Raw genomic sequence first — 16,488 nt, forward strand, 5'->3', positions numbered from 1 at the left:
TTCAACCCTCGTTGGACGGTTTGTCCGTCAGCTTTTTTGTCATGAACAAACTGTAGGGGTTCGCGGCGTAATCGGCGAACGGGCCGCACTCCACGTAACCGAGCCGACGATACATCGCCACCGCCTCGGTGTTGAGTGGTCCAGTCTCGAGATAAAGCGTCTTTATGCGACGCTCGGCGGCAAGCGCCTCAAGCCGAGCCATGATGCGCCGGCCAAGACCGGAGCCGCGCGCCCTCTCAGATACAAAGATGCGTTTCAACTCGGCCGCGCCATCGGCAAACCACTTCGCCGCGCCGCAGCCCTCCGCCGCACCACCGCGCCGCGCGACAAGGAAAGTGATGTCCGCCGCTTTGAGGCCCGCGAGGTCAGTGGCGAAATTACCCTCCGCCGGATAGCGCTCGGCGCCATAGATGTCCGAAGCCTCGATCAGCGCCACGACATCGGGCTGATCCGGCGCTTCCTCCGCTATGGCATGCAGCGCGTCCGTCATCAGGCGACGATCTCCGCCGTCTCGAGCACGGCATGCAACAGCACGTCGGCACCGGCCGCCGCCCATTCCGGCGTGATCTTCTCGTCCTCATTATGGGAGAGACCATCGACGCAGGGACACATAACCATTGTTGCCGGCGCCACCTTGGCCGCCCAACAGGCATCGTGGCCGGCGCCGGAAACGATATTCATATGGCTGTAGCCGAGCTTCTCGGTCACCGAGCGAACGCGGGATACCAACGTCGGATCGAAGGTAACCGGATCGAAGTGGCCAACCACTTCCACCGCGCACTTGACGCCCAGGGGATCGCAGAGCTTGGGAGCCTCGGCCTCGATGATCGCCCGCATGCGGTCGAGCTTATCCTGCTCCGGCGAACGAATATCGACGGTGAAGATGACGGTGCCCGGCAGCACGTTGCGCGAATTGGGAGAGAACTTCACTTGGCCGATGCCACCGACGGCGTTGGGCTGGCTGTCCATCGCCACCTTCTGCACCAGCTCGAAGATGCGAGCCATGGCGAGGCCGGCGTTGACACGCATGTCCATCGGCGTCGAGCCGGTGTGGGCCTCTTTGCCGGTGAGCGTGAATTCCAGCCACCACAGACCCTGGCAGTGGGTGACGACACCGATCTGCTTTTCCGCGGCTTCAAGGATGGGACCTTGCTCGATGTGGTATTCGAAATAAGCGTGCATCTTTCGCGCGCCAACTTCTTCCTCACCAAGCCAGCCGATGCGCTTCAGCTCGTCGCCGAACACCTTTCCGTCGAGATCCTTGCGCGAATACGCGTAGTCGAGGGTGTGAACGCCTGCGAAAACGCCCGACGCCAGCATGGCTGGCGCGAATCTGCCGCCTTCCTCGTTGGTCCAGTTGACGACGACGATGGGATGCTTGGTCTTGACGTCGAGATCGTTGAGAGAGCGGATGACTTCGAGGGCGCCGAGCACGCCGAGCACGCCGTCATACTTGCCACCGGTCGGCTGGGTGTCGAGATGGCTGCCGACATAGACCGGCAAGGCATCCGGATCGGTACCGGGACGGGTAAAGAACATCGTACCGATGCGATCGATGCCGAGCGTCATGCCGGCCGCCTTGCCCCAGGCCGTGAACAGCGCCCTACCCTTGGCGTCGGCATCGGTCAACGTCTGCCGATTACAGCCGCCCCGAAGGCCGGGACCAGTCGTCGCCATTTCCTCAAGACTGTCCCACAGCCGCGCCCCGTTGACCCGCATGTTGTCGATCGGCGTCGTCATCATATTCCCCTGCTCGCGAGGGCAAAGCCGATCAAGCCGCCCAGCGTTCCCCCGCCGCCTACCATCCGCCAGAACTGCGGATCGGCAAAACTTTTACCAATTGATAAAGGCATAGTCGGATCTGCCCTTGAAATGGTCAAGGGTGATTTTTGAGCAACAAAGTGCCCAAAAGCCTTAGTTTTTGGCGAATCCGAAAAATATGCCGCCTCTATCAGCAGCGTATTGGCGCATTAGCGGGGTTGCTCACCAAGCCTTACAACACCAGCGCGGACACAACTGCGAAAGCAGCGTAGGTGGCATTGAAGACTAGCAAGAGATGGAAGCCGTGCAGCAGAATATGGTGAGCTGAGGCAGGCTGCCGCGCCAGCAAATGGGCGACACCAATCATCGCCAGCATGAATGCACCGACAAGCGATGCAATGAACCGCCGCGAAAGCCCACAAAAGGCAGCCACTAACATGGTGATGGTAACGACCGGTGTCATGGCCTACTCCCCGTCGCGTTTCGTTTCGGTAGGGAGAAGATCGTTCCGGTGTCTGGCAGAAACATGGCAACCGAAGTGGAAATACCGACGGTCGGCATCACGTTCTCGCGACCGTCGGCCCTTCGACCAATGCCGCGAGCAGCCCATTAACGGGCAACTCTGGCAGCGCTCACATAGGCTCAGCCTCAATATAACCGATGGGCACCGCCAGCCGCATCGAGCACGATGGCAATCCTGCCAACGCCCCGGATCGCCCAAGGCCGCGCATTACCTTGTCGCCGGCCCGCTCAACCTTGCAAACGGCCTCTGCAATGAAAAACGCCGGCCAGGAGACCCCGGCCGGCGTTTTGTCAGGATAAGGGGCTACTCTCAGGGCAGCGTCTTCAGCACGTCCGCGATCACCGACACCAGCGTATCGATCTCAGCCTTGCTGACGATCAGCGGCGGCGACAGAGCGATGATGTCGCCAGTGGTGCGCATCATCACGCCCTTTTCGTAAGCACTCAGGAAGGCCGCGAAGGCACGCTTGGTCGGTTCTCCTTCGATCGGCCGCAGCTCGATGGCACCGACAAGGCCGATGTTGCGGATATCGATGACGTGCGGCAAGCCCTTCAGCGAATGCAGCGCATCCTCAAAATACTGCGCGAGCTCAGGACCGCGAGTCAGCAGGCCTTCGTTTGCGTAAATGTCCAGCGTCGCCATCGAGGCGGCACAGGCAACCGGATGGGCCGAATAAGTGTAGCCGTGGAACAGCTCGATGGCATGCTCCGGGCCGGTCATGAAGGCGTCGTAGATCTCCGAGGAGCAGAACACGCCGCCCATCGGGATGACACCGTTGGTAATGCCCTTCGCGGTGGCGACCATGTCGGGAACGACGCCAAAATAATCAACGGCGAATGGCGTGCCGAGGCGGCCGAAACCGGTGATGACCTCGTCGAAGATCAGGAGAATGTCGTGCTTGGTACAGATGGCACGAAGACGTTCAAGATAGCCCTTGGGGGGTACCAGAACGCCGGTCGATCCCGACATGGGCTCGACGATGACGGCGGCGATGTTGGAGGCATCGTGCAGGTAAATGATGCGCTCAAGTTCGTCGGCGAACTCCACGCCATATTCCGGCTGGCCGCGCGAGTAAGCGTTGCGCTCGATATCATGGGTATGGCGTATATGGTCGACGCCGGTCAGCAGCGAACCGAAGAACTTGCGATTGGTGGGGATACCGCCGACCGAGATGCCGCCGAAGTTGACGCCATGATAGCCGCGCTCGCGACCGATGAGGCGCGTCTTCGTGCCTTTGCCGCGGGCCCGCTGATAGGCAAGAGCGATCTTCAGTGCCGTTTCCACCGACTCGGAGCCGGAGTTGGTGAAGAACACATGGTCGAGCGGCTTCGGCATCATCGAAGTCAGCCGCGCAGCCAGCTCGAACGCCTTAGGATGGCCCATCTGGAAAGCCGGGGCGTAGTCGAGTTCGCCGACCTGATTGGCCACCGCGTCGACGATCTCCCGGCGACCGTGGCCCGCATTGACGCACCATAGGCCGGCGGCGGCATCGAGCAGCTTCCGGCCTTCAACAGTGGTGTAGTACATGCCGGAGGCCGAGGCGAGCAGGCGCGGCGCCTTCTTGAACTGCCGGTTGGCGGTGAACGGCATCCAGAAAGCTTCGAGATTATTGGGAACGGGAACGTTCATGAAGATCTCCGAGCGAGGCGGACGGCGAGGCTTGGATAGCGCTCGAGCAGCGTCCGGATCGACACGTAGATAACGGCATGCTCGTTTCCTGAACAAGCAGTTATCTTGTGCAGCTCGTTACCCTTGCAAATGCAGGCGGTTTATGGCGACCTGTTCGGGAAAGTGAACAACTTAACAGCGGAGGATGCCATGACGCTGGATCTTGGTGGCAAGCTCAGGCGGTTTCGCGAAGCACGCGGCTTCTCGCAGCGCGAGCTGGCGCGGCGCGCCGGCATCTCCAACGCCACCGTGAGTCAGATCGAATCCAACACGATCAGTCCATCAGTCGGCGCGCTGAAGCGCATCCTGGATGCCCTGCCTGTGCCGATGGCCGACTTCTTCGCCGAGGACGAGCCGGCAGCCGAGCAGATATTTTTCAAAGCCGAAGACTTGATGGAGATCGGCCGTGGCGGCGTCTCCTTCCGGCAGGTGGGGCGCGATCTCACCGGCAAAGCGCTGCAGATCCTCTCCGAACGCTACGAGGTCGGCAGCAGCTCCGGCCGCATCCACCTGCGCCATGAGGGGGAGGAAGGCGGCATCGTGCTCAAAGGACAGATCGAGGTGATCGTCGGCGACAAACGACAAGTGCTCGGTCCCGGCGAGGCCTATTATTTCAAGAGCCACGAACCGCATCGCTTTCGCAACGTCGGCGACGAGATCTGCGAGGTGATTTCGGTATGCACGCCGCCGAGTTTCTGACCATCAGGACAATATTCATCCACCGTGACGAGTGCTTTGCCGTCGATCCGGGCTTGCCGAACGTCTCGATAGCGTGGACATTCGTGTCATGAGTTACGAAACAGCGACTGAGAGCCAGGATCTGGCCCGCGCGCGCGGCTCCAAGAAGCGGACGCGCATTCAGGCGGAAAACGAAGAGCGCATCCTCGACGCGGCGCTGGAGGTGTTTTCGCGCTACGGCTTCCGTGGCGCCACCGTCGATCAGATCGCCGAAAAGGCCGGCATGTCCAAGCCGAACCTTCTCTATTATTTCCGCCGTAAGCATGACCTCTATACCGCCGTCATGACACGCACCCTCGACATGTGGCTTGCCCCGTTGGGGGAAATGGCCGAGGACGGCGATCCGGAAGCCGAACTCACCGGCTATATTCGCCAGAAGCTGGAACAATCGCGCGACTTCCCGCAGGAAAGCAGGCTGTTTATCGGTGAGGTCCTGCTCGGCGCGCCGCATCTCGACGGCGTTCTCAAGACCGATCTCAAGTCGATTGTCGAAGAGAAGGCCGAGGTCATCCGCCGTTGGATCCGGGACGGTAAGCTGCTCGACGTCGACCCCGTGCACCTGATTTTCATGATCTGGGCGACCACGCAGCACTACGCCGACTTTGACGCGCAGATCCGCTCGGTGCTGGGGCGCGGGGTCGAGGATCCCGCCACCTTCCGCACCGCTTCCGATACGGTCGTTGGTGTGCTGATGCGCGGCATACTGCCGGCGCGTGGTTGATCAAGCCTCTGCCCGACGCCGGATCTCTCCTGGCAGACGGCCGCAAATCGATCTGAACATGGCGATGAAGGCGCTGACGCTCTCGTAGCCGGCGTCCAGTGCAACGTCGCCAACTGTGGCTCCCTCGGCTAACCGCACCGTTGCCCGGTGGACAATCACGGCCCGCTTCCAGGCGGCGAAGGTCATGCCGACCTCACGTTCGAAATGCCGAGTAAAGCTACGCCGGGACATGGCCACCGCGTCGGCTGCCGCATCGATACCGGTCTTGATGCTCGGCGCGGCAAGAAAGGCTAGCGCCCAGTCCCGCATGCGCGGAGCAGCCGGCAGCCGCATGCCAGGTGCGTCCTCTGCCCCGGCGTTGATTTCATGAGCGATGACATCGAGTAACGGCGTGGCGAAAGCGTCGTCCGGCCGCAGGCTCCGTAGCCGGTCCAGCGCGCTGACAAGCAACGGCGATGCCTCAAGCACGATGATCCGATCCGGCAGACGGCGGGCGAAGTCTTCCGATACCAGGGTCAGCCAGAAGCGCACCTCGCCGTGCGAGCGCGAGGCATGTCGCACGTCGGCCGGAATCCAATGCAGCCGCCCGGGTGGAATTGCCCAGATGCTGCCCTCCGCTTCCAGGCTGAGCACGCCGCGCTCAATGTAAGTGAGCTGGCCCTGATCATGACTATGGAGCGGCGCGCTGTGACGCGCACCGCTGTCAATGAGACGGTTGATATAGGCGTCGGTCACTTTGGCCCAAACTCGATATTGATTGATCAAATGCAGATAACAGGACGGCGACAGCTACGATAGTCTCCGCCTGAAAATCAATCGGAGCCAGGCACAGTGACCATTCTGCATATTGATTCCAGCATCCAGGCGGAAGGATCCGTATCCCGCGCGTTGACCGCCGCCATCGTCGAGGCCATCGTCGACGGTTCCGGCGAGCGAGTGATCCATCGCGACCTAACCAGCGAAGCGCCGGCTTCGGTCAATCCGCGCGCCGGCGACAGTCCTGCCGCCGACGAATTCCTCGCCGCCGATGTGATCGTCATCGGCGCGCCGATGTACAATCTCAGCGTTCCGTCCCGCCTCAAGGCCTGGATCGACTCGATCTCCATCCCCCGCAAGACGTTTCGCTATACCGAGAAGGGACCAGAGGGTCTCTCAGGGGGGCGCAAGGTTATCGTCGCCTATGCTAGCGGCGGCTTCCATCGCGGACCGGAGGAGGATTTTGTCGAGCCCTATCTCCGGTCTTTCTTCCGCCTGCTCGGCATCAAGGATATCGACGTCGTCCGCGCCGAAGGCGTCAACATTTCCGACGAGCATCGGGCACGAGCCATGCAGGCAACCGGCGCAGAAATCACCAGGATCACCGCCCGCATCCGCGAGGAGCGTCGGCAACCCCTTGACGCCTGAGCTGGTCCTCAAGCCTTGGCAAAGACCACGGCACGGCTCTGCCATATCTCTGGGCGATCGACAACAGCAAAGCCGGCGGCTTCGGCCGCCGCGCATTCCCCAGCGAAAAACGCTTCGGAGACGTGGCCCACCGGCTCGGCGAGGAGCAATCGCGCTCCGGGTTTCATGGCCGTTGCCGCCTCAATGAAAAAATCCACCACGCTGCCGAGTTCGTGAACCACAGCAAAAGCGAGAACGAAATCGATATCACTTGTAAGGTCGGCAACGCCGAGGCGATTTTCTTGCGCGAGGCGAATATCGATCCGGTTCTCTAGGCGCGCCGATCTAGCGCGACGGCTCAGCGCCGTCAGCATGCGCGGCTCGACGTCAACGACATGCACTTTTCCGGTCGGCCCGACAAGGCGCGCCAACTCAAGTGTGAAATAACCCATGCCCGGCCCGGGCTCGAGTACACGGAATCCTGGCTTCACGAACGGCGTCAGCAGTCGTTTCGGATGTTGGCGCAGCCTGCGCAGGGGATTGAGCAAAAAATAGCCAAGATACCAAGGACAGCGATGAGGCATTCCAATCCCCCCGAGTTCGGTGGCGGGCCGACTGGCGCGCCTGCCGATCCTGAACAAATGGGGGTGGCACCGACGCTCAACCATGACGTCGGCGCTCCGGAACAATGCTTAGTGCGACCTGCCTACTCCGCCGCTATGGCCGAGGGATTGTTGGGATGGGTCGTCCAGTTAGCGTATTCGGCAGGAACAACCCGGCCAGTGCGCGGATCAACAGATCCGGGCGCCATGGGCTCCATGGTGATGCAGCCGTCGACCGGACAGACGTTGACGCACAGATTGCAGCCGACGCACTCTTCGTCCTTGACCTCGAAACGCCTGATGCCATCGACCATGTGAGTGATTGCCTGATGCGAGGTGTCCTCGCAGGCAATGTGGCAGCGGCCGCATTTGATGCAGAGTTCCTGATCGATCTTCGCCTTGGCGATATAGTTGAGGTTGAGATACTTCCAGTCTGAGATGTTCTTGACCGCGAGGCCTCGGAAATCCTCGATGGTCGAAAAGCCATGGCCGTCCATGTACTTCTTCATGCCGTCGATCATTTCCTCGACGATCTTGAAGCCATAGGTCATCACGGCCGTGCAGACCTGCACGGTACCGCAGCCGAGCGCGATATACTCGGCAGCGTCGCGCCAGTTTTCGATGCCGCCGATACCGGAGATCGGCAAGCCGAAGGTTTCCCGATCGCGAGCGATCTCTGCCACCATATTGAGAGCGATCGGCTTCACGGCAGGCCCGCAATAACCGCCGTGGCTGCCCTTGCCGTCGATGGTCGGCACAGGCGCGAAACTTTCGAGATCCACGGCGACAATCGAATTGATGGTGTTGATGAGCGACACGGCATCAGCACCGCCCCTCCTGGCGGCGCGGGCAGGATAACGGATGTCGGTGATGTTGGGTGTCAGCTTGACGATCACCGGCATGCGCGTCGCCGCCTTGCACCAGCGGGCGACCATCTCGATGTATTCGGGCACCTGGCCCACCGACGAACCCATGCCACGCTCGCTCATGCCATGAGGACAGCCGAAATTGAGCTCGATACCGTCGGCGCCGGTCTCTTCGACACGGGCGATAATTGAATTCCAGTTCGGCTCCTCACAAGGCACCATCAGCGAGACGACCAGCGCCCGATCGGGCCAGGCCTTCTTCACCTCGGTTATCTCCTGAAGATTCAACTCCAACGGCCGATCGGTGATCAACTCGATGTTGTTGAGGCCAGCCAAACGACGGTCGCCGGAGTGGATGGCGCCGTAGCGCGGGCCGTTGACGTTGACGACGGCGGGATCTTCGCCGAGCGTCTTCCAGACGACACCACCCCAGCCGGCACGAAAGGCGCGTTCGACGTTATACTTCTTGTCGGTTGGCGGCGCCGAAGCGAGCCAGAAGGGGTTCGGCGACTTGATGCCGAGAAAATTGGTGCGGAGATCGGCCATGTCGGAACTCCTTCAAATCAGGCGATAAGGGCGGCGTGAATGGAAAGGGCGGCGCGCTTGCCGTGATCGACGGCCTGGACGGTGAGGTCTTCACCGCCACGGACGCAGTCGCCTCCGGCCCAAACGCCCACCAGCGAGGTGCGCATTTCCGCGTCGACCGCGATGCGGCCGCCTTCGAGAGCGACCGTCTCACCGCCATCGACCGGACCGGAAACAAAGGTCTGGCCGATCGCCTTCATCACCTGGTCAGCGGCGATACGAATGCTGCGACCTGTCCCGACCAGCCGGCCGGACGCGTCGAGCACGGTGCGTTCGAAATCGACGGCGGCGACGGCATTGCCCTCGCTGACGACGCTCTTCGGCGCGACCCAGTGCAGGATGCGAACCCCGCTGACCTGCGCCAGCTCCTGTTCGTAACGGCTGGCCCCCATCTCGGCCGGCCCACGCCGATAGGCGATCGTCACCTCGTCAGCACCAAGCTTCTTGGCCTGCACGGCGGCATCCACCGCCGTCATGCCGCCGCCGATGACGACGACCCTGGCACCGACCTCAATCGCCGACTTGTCGGGCGACTGCCTGAGATCTTCGATCCAGCGCACGGCGTCGACGACGCCGGCGGTCTCCTCCCCCTCGACGCCAAGGGCATTGACGGCCTGTAGGCCGAGACCGAGGAAAACGGCGTCATAATCTGCCTTGAGTCCACTCAGCGTCAAATCGCGACCAAGCGCTTTGCCGGCCTCGATGGCGATGCCGCCGACGCCGAGCACAAAGTCCACCTCGCGCTGTGCAAAGTTATCGGTGGCCTTGTAGGTGGCGATACCAAACTCGTTGAGGCCGCCCGCTTTGCCGCGCGCTTCGAAGATCGTCACGTCATGGCCCTTCAGCGCTAGTTCGTGAGCACAGGCGAGGCCCGCCGGACCTGCACCGACAATCGCCACCTTGCGACCGGTAGCGGGCGCTCGGACGCCAAAGGCGGCATGGCGATCGAGATAGTGATCGGTGGCGTGACGCTGGAGAAGGCCGATGCGAACCGGTTTCTCCTCGGCCTCGTTACGGACGCAGGCTTCCTCGCACAGCGTCTCGGTAGGACAGACGCGAGCGCACATGCCACCTAGAATATTGGAAGAAAATATGGTCTCCGCGGCACCATCGACATTGCCCGTACCGATCTTCCGAATGAACAGTGGAATGTCGATCGACGTCGGGCAGGCAATGGTACAAGGCGCGTCGAAGCAGAAATAGCAGCGATCGCTTTCAACGACAGCCTCATGCGAACTAAGCGGCGGATGTACGTCGGAAAAATTCTTTCCGTAATCGACCGCAGTGAGGCGTCCCGCAGAAATGTCTGGCATGGATGTGGGTCCCGTGGCTAGTGCACAGTAACGACGAAGACAAAACGCCATCGTTCATCGAAGCGACCGATCTGGTGCGTCCGATGTCTTTGATCCAAGTCGCCAAACGCCGACCAGAATCAGATCTTCCGATTGCTTTGTCCGCTATTCCCCGGCGGTTTTTCTCCGCCCTTCTGTTTCCTTGATCTTTCGGTAAAAAAATCGAAGGGTCAAGGCGCAAATTTGAGCAGAAACGGCGCGATCTAGCCTTTTCCGTAAGCGACCCGGCGGGAAGGATGCCTGCTTTGCCGCGCGACACTCTTGAACAAACGACTGCGTTCGGGATTTCAACGGGAGAATTGTCGCCAGAAGATCGCGAGGAGATTTGCGCGGCGCATCAACCGTGGCCAAGCGGAAAACTTGAGCCGCTAGGAACAAAAAAAGAGGGCTTACGCCCTCTAGTTGTTTGGACCGCTAGTCCGCGAAAACCGCGGAAGGGGCTACTAACCCCGCGACGAGTTGAGCCAGCAACGTTGTCGCAATTTTTATGATAGCGCGTCGCGCGCAATCTTCCAGCACCAAAAGTTGTTCATCGGCTTTTTTCCCATGTAACTCGCGCGAAACATTCAATTCCTTATTCGAGTGCGACATCCTTGCAACAACATCGGCTTGCTGGGTTCGCAAATGATATTTCGAGATATGTCATTGATATATATTTATAAATTCAGAACCTGAAGTCTCTTTTCAAGTTCGCCACCACCCTCATTCGACGGTCATGAAAGGAAGTGGTCGGGCATGGCTGCCGCCAAGCCCTCCCGGTTGCATTTACCTATAACGGACACCTGCAAAGCCGGCCGTCATCGTTACAGGGAGGACAAAGGGGCAGGCGAACTAAACGTTTCGACTGACTCGAACTAAACCCTGGATGGCATTTTCGATGATGATGTGCCCGGCATCTTCCGACAGCGACATGATCGATTCCGGATGAAATTGCACGGCGGCGAAAGGTTCGCTTCGGTGCTCAATAGCCATGATGACCCCGTCGCCGGTTTCCGCCGTCACCCGGAACGCCTCGGGCAGATACGTTTTGTCGGCGTAAAGCGAATGATAGCGACCAATGACGATCTCGGACGGCAACCCGGCGAACAATAGAGAATTGGCCGACACCGCCACTTTCGAAGGCTTGCCGTGGTAGGGAACGTCGAGCTGCGCCAGCCGGCCGCCGAAAGCTTCCACCATCGCTTGCAAGCCGAGACAGACGCCAAACACTGGCAAGCCGAGCTGTCGCGCCGCCGCGATCGTCCGCGCACAGTGGAAATCGGAAGGGTTTCCCGGACCTGGCGACATGACGAGGAGGTCGGGCTTCTCGGCAGCAATCAGGGCAGGATCGATGCCCCGGCCCTTGGATGCGCGCAACGTCTTCACCTCGGCGCCGGTCTGCCGGAAATAGTTGGCGAGCGTATGGACGAAGCTGTCCTCGTGATCGACCAGCACGATCTTGGTGCCGGAACCGATCGCCTCGCGAACCACCGACGCGGCGGCGACCGGCGCGGTCCCGGCCTCTCGAATGGCTGAAATAAGCGCCGACGCCTTGAGTTCGGTTTCCTTTTCCTCGTCCTCGGGTACAGAATCATAGAGGAGCGTCGCACCGGCCCGCACTTCGGCGATGCCATCCTTGAGGCGAATGGTCCTGAGCGTCAGGCCCGTGTTGACATCGCCATTCATCAGGAAGGCGCCAACGGCGCCGCCATACCAGGCGCGGCAACTCTTCTCGTGGTCCTCGATGAACTGCATTGCCCAGAGCTTCGGGGCACCGGTCACCGTTACCGCCCAGGCGTGGCTGAGGAAGGCGTCGAGACCGTCCATGCCGTCGCGTAGCCGCCCTTCGATATGGTCCACGGTATGAATGAGGCGCGAATACATCTCGATCTGGCGGCGGCCGATGACCCGCACCGACCCCGGCTCGCAGATGCGGCTCTTGTCGTTGCGATCGACATCCGAACACATGGTGAGTTCGGCTTCGTCCTTCTTGGAATTGAGCAGAATGCGGATCTGCTCCTCGTCCTCGATGGCGTTGCGGCCGCGCCGGATCGTGCCTGAGATCGGGCAGGTTTCCACGCGCTTGCCGTTGGTCACACGGACGAACATCTCGGGACTGGCACCGATCAGATATTCGTTGGCGCCGAGGTTGAACATGAAGCCGAAAGGCGCCGGATTGATCTGCTGCAGGCGACGGGCAATCATCGACGGCAGCGACGACGGCTTCTCGTAGAAAACCTGGCCCGGAACCACTTCGAATAGGTCACCGCGCCGGAAGTAATCCACCGCCTTAGCCACGGACGCGGCATATTCACCGGGCTGGTGATCGCCCCGGCCGGGTTCACGGTCGCTCGTCCGGAACGGCTCCGTTTCTCCGTCGCGCGGCAGACCAATGGTCAGCTTGCCCTCGACGACGAAATCATAGGAATAGACGGTGGCGGCGGCGCGATGGTGATCGACGACAACGATCTCGTCGGGGAAGTAGAGCACGAGGTCACGCTGGTCGTCGGGCCGTGGCAGCTTGAAATCGACACTGTCGAACTGGAAGGCCAGATCGTAGCCGAACGAGCCCCAGAGGCCGAGCTTATCATCCTCGGGCGTTGCGAATTTCGCGATGATGCGGCGAAGCACCGAGAATACCGACGGCTGGCGAGACCGGTCTTCCTCGGCGAAACCTTCCTTGGGGGCGGCTACTTCGAGCGAGATGAGCGCATCATCGACCGAGAAGACAATGAGGTCCGGACCACGCACGGCAGCGGCGAAGGCGGGGAGCAGTATCCGACCACGCGCGTTGAGCGCCTCGATCGTCATCTTTCGACCGCGAGCGGTGATCGCCACTGGCGGATCGACAAACGCGATATCCCAGCGCGAGTAACGGCCGGGAAACTCATAGTTGGACGACAGCACGGCGCCGCGCCGTGTATCGAGCTTATCGAAATAGCCGGAAATCGCCGTTTTATAGTGGTCAGGTCGGGCGCTGCGCGCCACCTCCACACCGCCGGCGGTAACGAAGGATTCTCTGTTGCCGGACGGGCCAGCCTCGGCTTCGCTCTTGACCATCGCAATCTCCCCTGTCGCCGCTGAGAGAGACCGCTTCGGACACCTTAAACAAAAAGGGCCATTCCGGTCTCCCGGAGCAGCCCTCGCTCAATTCGTCCCATCTGGACACACCGCGTCGGCCGCTCTCCTTACGAGAAGCGCCACCACCACGAAGCGTTCAAGGCGACAAAACCGTTCATGCTACCTCCCATAGGCGAAGCACGGCGGCTTGTAAAGACGACGCCTTTCTTGGCCTCAAACGCCGGCGGGCCTCCGGCCCTTAGGCTTTACGCTTTGCTAGACGCATTTTGAGGTGATCCTTGCCTCGAAATGCCGCTCCGCAGCTTCGACATCTGCCCTATATCGCGACACACTCGCAAAGAGGAGTTTGCATTTCCCCCGATCGATCTTACAACCCTTGCATCGTCGGCCGCCGCCGGCCACCCGATTTTGGCGCTTTGCGCCGCATGCTTTGACGGTAGGTTATGCCCGTGTCTCAGGAATCCTCCCCCATCATCCGCCTCGCCGACTACCGGCCCACCCCCTACGCCATCGACAAGGTCGACCTCGACTTTGACCTGACGGTCGAGAGGACCTTGGTGGTGGCGACGCTCGTCCTGTCGCCGCGCACCGGTACCGCCGGGGAGCCTCTCGTTCTTGCCGGCGACGAGCTGACGCTCGTCCGCATTGCGATCGACGGTCGCGAGCTGGCCGTTGGCGATTACGAAGCAAGTTCCGACCGGCTTACGATCAAGACGCCGCCGGCCGGCAGCTTCCGCCTCGAAATGACGACACGCCTCGACCCCGCCGCCAATACCAAGCTGATGGGGCTCTATCGTTCCTCAGGTACGTGGTGCACGCAATGCGAGGCGGAAGGCTTCCGCCGCATCACCTATTATTACGACCGGCCGGATGTGCTCTCGGTCTTCACCGTCAAGATCACCGCCCCGAAGACCGAAGCGCCCATCCTTCTGTCCAACGGCAACCCGGTGTCGTCGGGTGATCTTGACGACGGCCGTCATTTTGCCGTCTGGCAGGATCCCTGGCCTAAGCCGAGTTACCTGTTTGCTCTGGTTGCCGGCGATCTCGACGCTCTGGAGGACGACTTCACGACGATGAGCGGCCGCGAAGTGAAGCTTGCCGTCTACGTCGAGAAGGGCAATGCGCCGAAGGCGGCCTATGCCATGGATTCGCTCAAGCGGTCGATGAAGTGGGACGAGGAGGTATTCGGCCGCGAATATGACCTCGACGTGTTCAACGTCGTCGCCGTGTCCGACTTCAACATGGGGGCCATGGAGAACAAGGGCCTCAATGTCTTCAACGATAAATATGTGTTGGCCGACCCGGAGATCGCCACCGATACCGACTATGCCGGCATCGAGGCGGTGATCGCCCACGAATATTTCCACAACTGGACCGGCGACCGCATCACCTGCCGAGAGTGGTTCCAGCTCTGTCTCAAAGAAGGCCTGACGGTCTTCCGCGACCAGGAATTCTCCTCCGACATGCGCTCACGGGCGGTGAAACGCATTTCCGACGTCCGGCTTCTCAGAAGCCAGCAGTTCCCGGAGGACGGCGGCCCGCTTGCCCATCCCGTACGTCCCGAGCAGTACAAGGAAATCAATAACTTCTACACGGCGACCGTCTACGAGAAGGGCGCCGAGGTCATCCGCATGCTGAAGACGCTGATCGGCGACGAGGCTTTCGCGCGCGGCATGGATCTCTATTTTGCCCGGCATGACGGCGAGGCCGCCACCATCGAGCAATTCATCGCCTGCTTTGCCGAGGCGTCCGGCCGCGACCTCGAGCCTTTCATGGTCTGGTACCGAGAGGCAGGTACGCCGACCGTCACCGTCGAGGAAAAATGGGACGAAGCGGCTCGGCGCTATACGCTGACGCTGACCCAGGAGACGCCGGCAACGCCGGGCCAGCAGACCAAAAAGCCACGCGTCATCCCGGTGCGCTTCGGCCTGGTCGGCCCTGACGGCAAGGACATGCGCCCCTCCTCAATCACCGGCGTCGAGGTGAACGGCGAAACGCTGGTCCTGACGCAGCCGTCGCACAGCGTGACCTTCGAGGGACTGCCGTCAAGGCCGGTGCCGTCGCTGTTCCGGGGCTTCTCGGCACCGGTCAAGGTGCGGCAGTCGCTGTCCTCAGTCGATCTCATCTTCCTGCTTGCCAAAGACGCCGACAGCTTCAATCGGTGGCAGGCTGGTACAACACTGGCCATGACGGCGCTGGTCAAGGCGACACAGCAGGTGCGTGCCGGCCTGGCGCCTACTTTCGAGACGGCGCCGATCGATGCGCTCGGTGAGCTTCTCGACGATCCGACACAAGACGCCGCCTTCAAGGCGCTGCTCGTCGCCGTGCCGAGCGAAAACGATGTTGCCCGCGAAGTGGCCGAGAACGTCGACCCCGACGCGGTAGCCGCCGCCCATCAGGCCTACCGGCGCACCGTCGCCAGCCGGCTCGAGCCACGTCTCAGAGCGATCGTCGATGCGGACAACGCCGGCGCCGGCCAGCCTTACGTGCCGGATGCCGCAGGCTCCGGCCGGAGGTCGCTCGCCAACACCGCGTTGGATCTTCTGTGGATCACCGGCTCAACCGAGACGATGGCGTTGGTACGCCGTCGCTTCGAGACGGCCACCAACATGACCGATCGCATGGCGGCGCTGACCATCCTCGTCCATCGCGGCGATGCCGATGCGGAAGCGGCGCTGGCCACCTTCTTCGAGCGTTTCGGCAACGTGCCGCTGGTCGTAGATAAGTGGCTGTCGGCGCAGGCGTCGGCGCCGCTCCCCAGTACGCTCGACAAGGTGCTGACGCTGACCCAGCATCCAGCCTTCTCCTTCGGCAATCCGAACCGCGTACGGGCTCTGGTGGGTGCGTTCGCCACGTCGAACCCGACCCAGTTCGGGCGCGCCGACGGCAAGGGCTTCGGCTTCGTTGCCGATATCATCTCGCGGCTCGACACGGCCAATCCGCAGCTCGCCGCCCGGCTGCTCGTCACCTTCCGCTCATGGCGCTCCTATGAGCCGAAGCGCCGAGCCCAGGCGGAAACGGCGCTCCGCTCGATCCAGATCAAGCCGCAGCTATCGCGCGACGTCGCCGACATCCTGGAGCGGACGCTGGCCTGATCTGACCTGCTTTCGTAACAACCTCTCCCCGTTGTCACCTGTGGAAGACAGGACGGGGAGAGGTGACAAACCAAAAAATACAGCGTTACCCGTATCGAATCCGTACCTCGGACTCGGCAGGAATGTCACACGCC

At 61.4% G+C, this 16,488-nt stretch carries 13 protein-coding genes; 4 read left to right on the forward strand and 9 right to left on the reverse strand.

The features are described from left to right. Window position 1: 1 nt before the first annotated feature. The 4 genes from AB6N07_RS19670 to AB6N07_RS19685 form a co-directional block, all read right to left on the reverse strand. Window positions 2-490: a GNAT family N-acetyltransferase gene (locus tag AB6N07_RS19670; protein ID WP_370674749.1), complete on the reverse strand. Its 489-nt coding sequence runs from the start codon at window positions 488-490 to the stop codon at window positions 2-4. Continuing rightward, window positions 490-1,740 carry a Zn-dependent hydrolase gene (locus tag AB6N07_RS19675; protein ID WP_370674750.1) on the reverse strand — a complete coding sequence of 417 codons (1,251 nt, stop codon included), beginning with the start codon at window positions 1,738-1,740 and terminating at the stop codon, window positions 490-492. Before AB6N07_RS19675 ends, AB6N07_RS19670 begins: the two co-directional genes overlap by 1 nt. A gap of 253 nt (window positions 1,741-1,993) precedes the next feature. Beyond that, on the reverse strand, window positions 1,994-2,224 hold the full coding sequence (locus AB6N07_RS19680; RefSeq protein ID WP_370674751.1) for a hypothetical protein: 231 nt from the start codon (window positions 2,222-2,224) through the stop codon (window positions 1,994-1,996). 369 nt (window positions 2,225-2,593) lie between these two features. Beyond that, the gene (locus AB6N07_RS19685; RefSeq protein WP_370674752.1) at window positions 2,594-3,913 is read right to left on the reverse strand and encodes an aspartate aminotransferase family protein; all 1,320 of its coding nucleotides are present in this window, start codon (window positions 3,911-3,913) and stop codon (window positions 2,594-2,596) included. Between the two features lie 189 nt (window positions 3,914-4,102). On the opposite strand from AB6N07_RS19685, the gene AB6N07_RS19690 reads away from it, so the two are divergent. After that, window positions 4,103-4,651 carry a cupin domain-containing protein gene (locus tag AB6N07_RS19690; RefSeq protein WP_370674753.1) on the forward strand — a complete coding sequence of 183 codons (549 nt, stop codon included), beginning with the start codon at window positions 4,103-4,105 and terminating at the stop codon, window positions 4,649-4,651. 88 nt (window positions 4,652-4,739) lie between these two features. Beyond that, window positions 4,740-5,411, forward strand: coding sequence for a TetR family transcriptional regulator C-terminal domain-containing protein (locus tag AB6N07_RS19695; RefSeq protein WP_370674754.1), 672 nt, complete (start codon window positions 4,740-4,742; stop codon window positions 5,409-5,411). Here the strand turns inward: AB6N07_RS19695 and AB6N07_RS19700 are convergent, their stop codons facing one another. Continuing rightward, on the reverse strand, window positions 5,412-6,146 hold the full coding sequence (locus AB6N07_RS19700; RefSeq protein ID WP_370674755.1) for a helix-turn-helix transcriptional regulator: 735 nt from the start codon (window positions 6,144-6,146) through the stop codon (window positions 5,412-5,414). Between the two features lie 96 nt (window positions 6,147-6,242). Here AB6N07_RS19700 and AB6N07_RS19705 point away from each other — a divergent pair, with 96 nt between their 5' ends. Beyond that, window positions 6,243-6,815, forward strand: coding sequence for an FMN-dependent NADH-azoreductase (locus AB6N07_RS19705; protein ID WP_370674756.1), 573 nt, complete (start codon window positions 6,243-6,245; stop codon window positions 6,813-6,815). A gap of 8 nt (window positions 6,816-6,823) precedes the next feature. Here the strand turns inward: AB6N07_RS19705 and AB6N07_RS19710 are convergent, their stop codons facing one another. From AB6N07_RS19710 to AB6N07_RS19725, 4 genes are all read right to left on the reverse strand, one after another. Next, window positions 6,824-7,462: a class I SAM-dependent methyltransferase gene (locus AB6N07_RS19710; protein ID WP_370674757.1), complete on the reverse strand. Its 639-nt coding sequence runs from the start codon at window positions 7,460-7,462 to the stop codon at window positions 6,824-6,826. A 38-nt stretch (window positions 7,463-7,500) separates the two neighbouring features. Next, the gene (gene preA / locus AB6N07_RS19715; protein WP_370674758.1) at window positions 7,501-8,808 is read right to left on the reverse strand and encodes an NAD-dependent dihydropyrimidine dehydrogenase subunit PreA; all 1,308 of its coding nucleotides are present in this window, start codon (window positions 8,806-8,808) and stop codon (window positions 7,501-7,503) included. A 17-nt stretch (window positions 8,809-8,825) separates the two neighbouring features. Further along, the gene (locus AB6N07_RS19720; RefSeq protein ID WP_370674759.1) at window positions 8,826-10,160 is read right to left on the reverse strand and encodes an NAD(P)-dependent oxidoreductase; all 1,335 of its coding nucleotides are present in this window, start codon (window positions 10,158-10,160) and stop codon (window positions 8,826-8,828) included. An 870-nt stretch (window positions 10,161-11,030) separates the two neighbouring features. Further along, a complete protein-coding gene (locus tag AB6N07_RS19725) occupies window positions 11,031-13,238 on the reverse strand; it encodes an anthranilate synthase component I (RefSeq protein ID WP_370674760.1) in 2,208 nt (735 codons plus the stop codon). Between the two features lie 470 nt (window positions 13,239-13,708). On the opposite strand from AB6N07_RS19725, the gene pepN reads away from it, so the two are divergent. Further along, window positions 13,709-16,354 carry an aminopeptidase N gene (gene pepN, locus AB6N07_RS19730; RefSeq protein WP_370674761.1) on the forward strand — a complete coding sequence of 882 codons (2,646 nt, stop codon included), beginning with the start codon at window positions 13,709-13,711 and terminating at the stop codon, window positions 16,352-16,354. The last annotated feature ends 134 nt before the right edge of the window (window positions 16,355-16,488 follow it).

The organism is Pleomorphomonas sp. PLEO, from assembly GCF_041320595.1.
Classification (GTDB): domain Bacteria; phylum Pseudomonadota; class Alphaproteobacteria; order Rhizobiales; family Pleomorphomonadaceae; genus Pleomorphomonas.

Bases quoted from the DNA above. Each gene is read 5' to 3' on its own strand.
- AB6N07_RS19690 (WP_370674753.1), top strand. From the start codon at position 4,103: ATGACGCTGGATCTTGGTGGCAAGCTCAGGCGGTTTCGCGAAGCACGC.
- AB6N07_RS19670 (WP_370674749.1), bottom strand. From the start codon at position 490: ATGACGGACGCGCTGCATGCCATAGCGGAGGAAGCGCCGGATCAGCCC.
- preA (WP_370674758.1), bottom strand. From the start codon at position 8,808: ATGGCCGATCTCCGCACCAATTTTCTCGGCATCAAGTCGCCGAACCCC.
- AB6N07_RS19720 (WP_370674759.1), bottom strand. From the start codon at position 10,160: ATGCCAGACATTTCTGCGGGACGCCTCACTGCGGTCGATTACGGAAAG.
- AB6N07_RS19680 (WP_370674751.1), bottom strand. From the start codon at position 2,224: ATGACACCGGTCGTTACCATCACCATGTTAGTGGCTGCCTTTTGTGGG.
- AB6N07_RS19685 (WP_370674752.1), bottom strand. From the start codon at position 3,913: ATGAACGTTCCCGTTCCCAATAATCTCGAAGCTTTCTGGATGCCGTTC.
- AB6N07_RS19675 (WP_370674750.1), bottom strand. From the start codon at position 1,740: ATGACGACGCCGATCGACAACATGCGGGTCAACGGGGCGCGGCTGTGG.
- AB6N07_RS19725 (WP_370674760.1), bottom strand. From the start codon at position 13,238: ATGGTCAAGAGCGAAGCCGAGGCTGGCCCGTCCGGCAACAGAGAATCC.
- AB6N07_RS19695 (WP_370674754.1), top strand. From the start codon at position 4,740: ATGAGTTACGAAACAGCGACTGAGAGCCAGGATCTGGCCCGCGCGCGC.
- AB6N07_RS19710 (WP_370674757.1), bottom strand. From the start codon at position 7,462: ATGGTTGAGCGTCGGTGCCACCCCCATTTGTTCAGGATCGGCAGGCGC.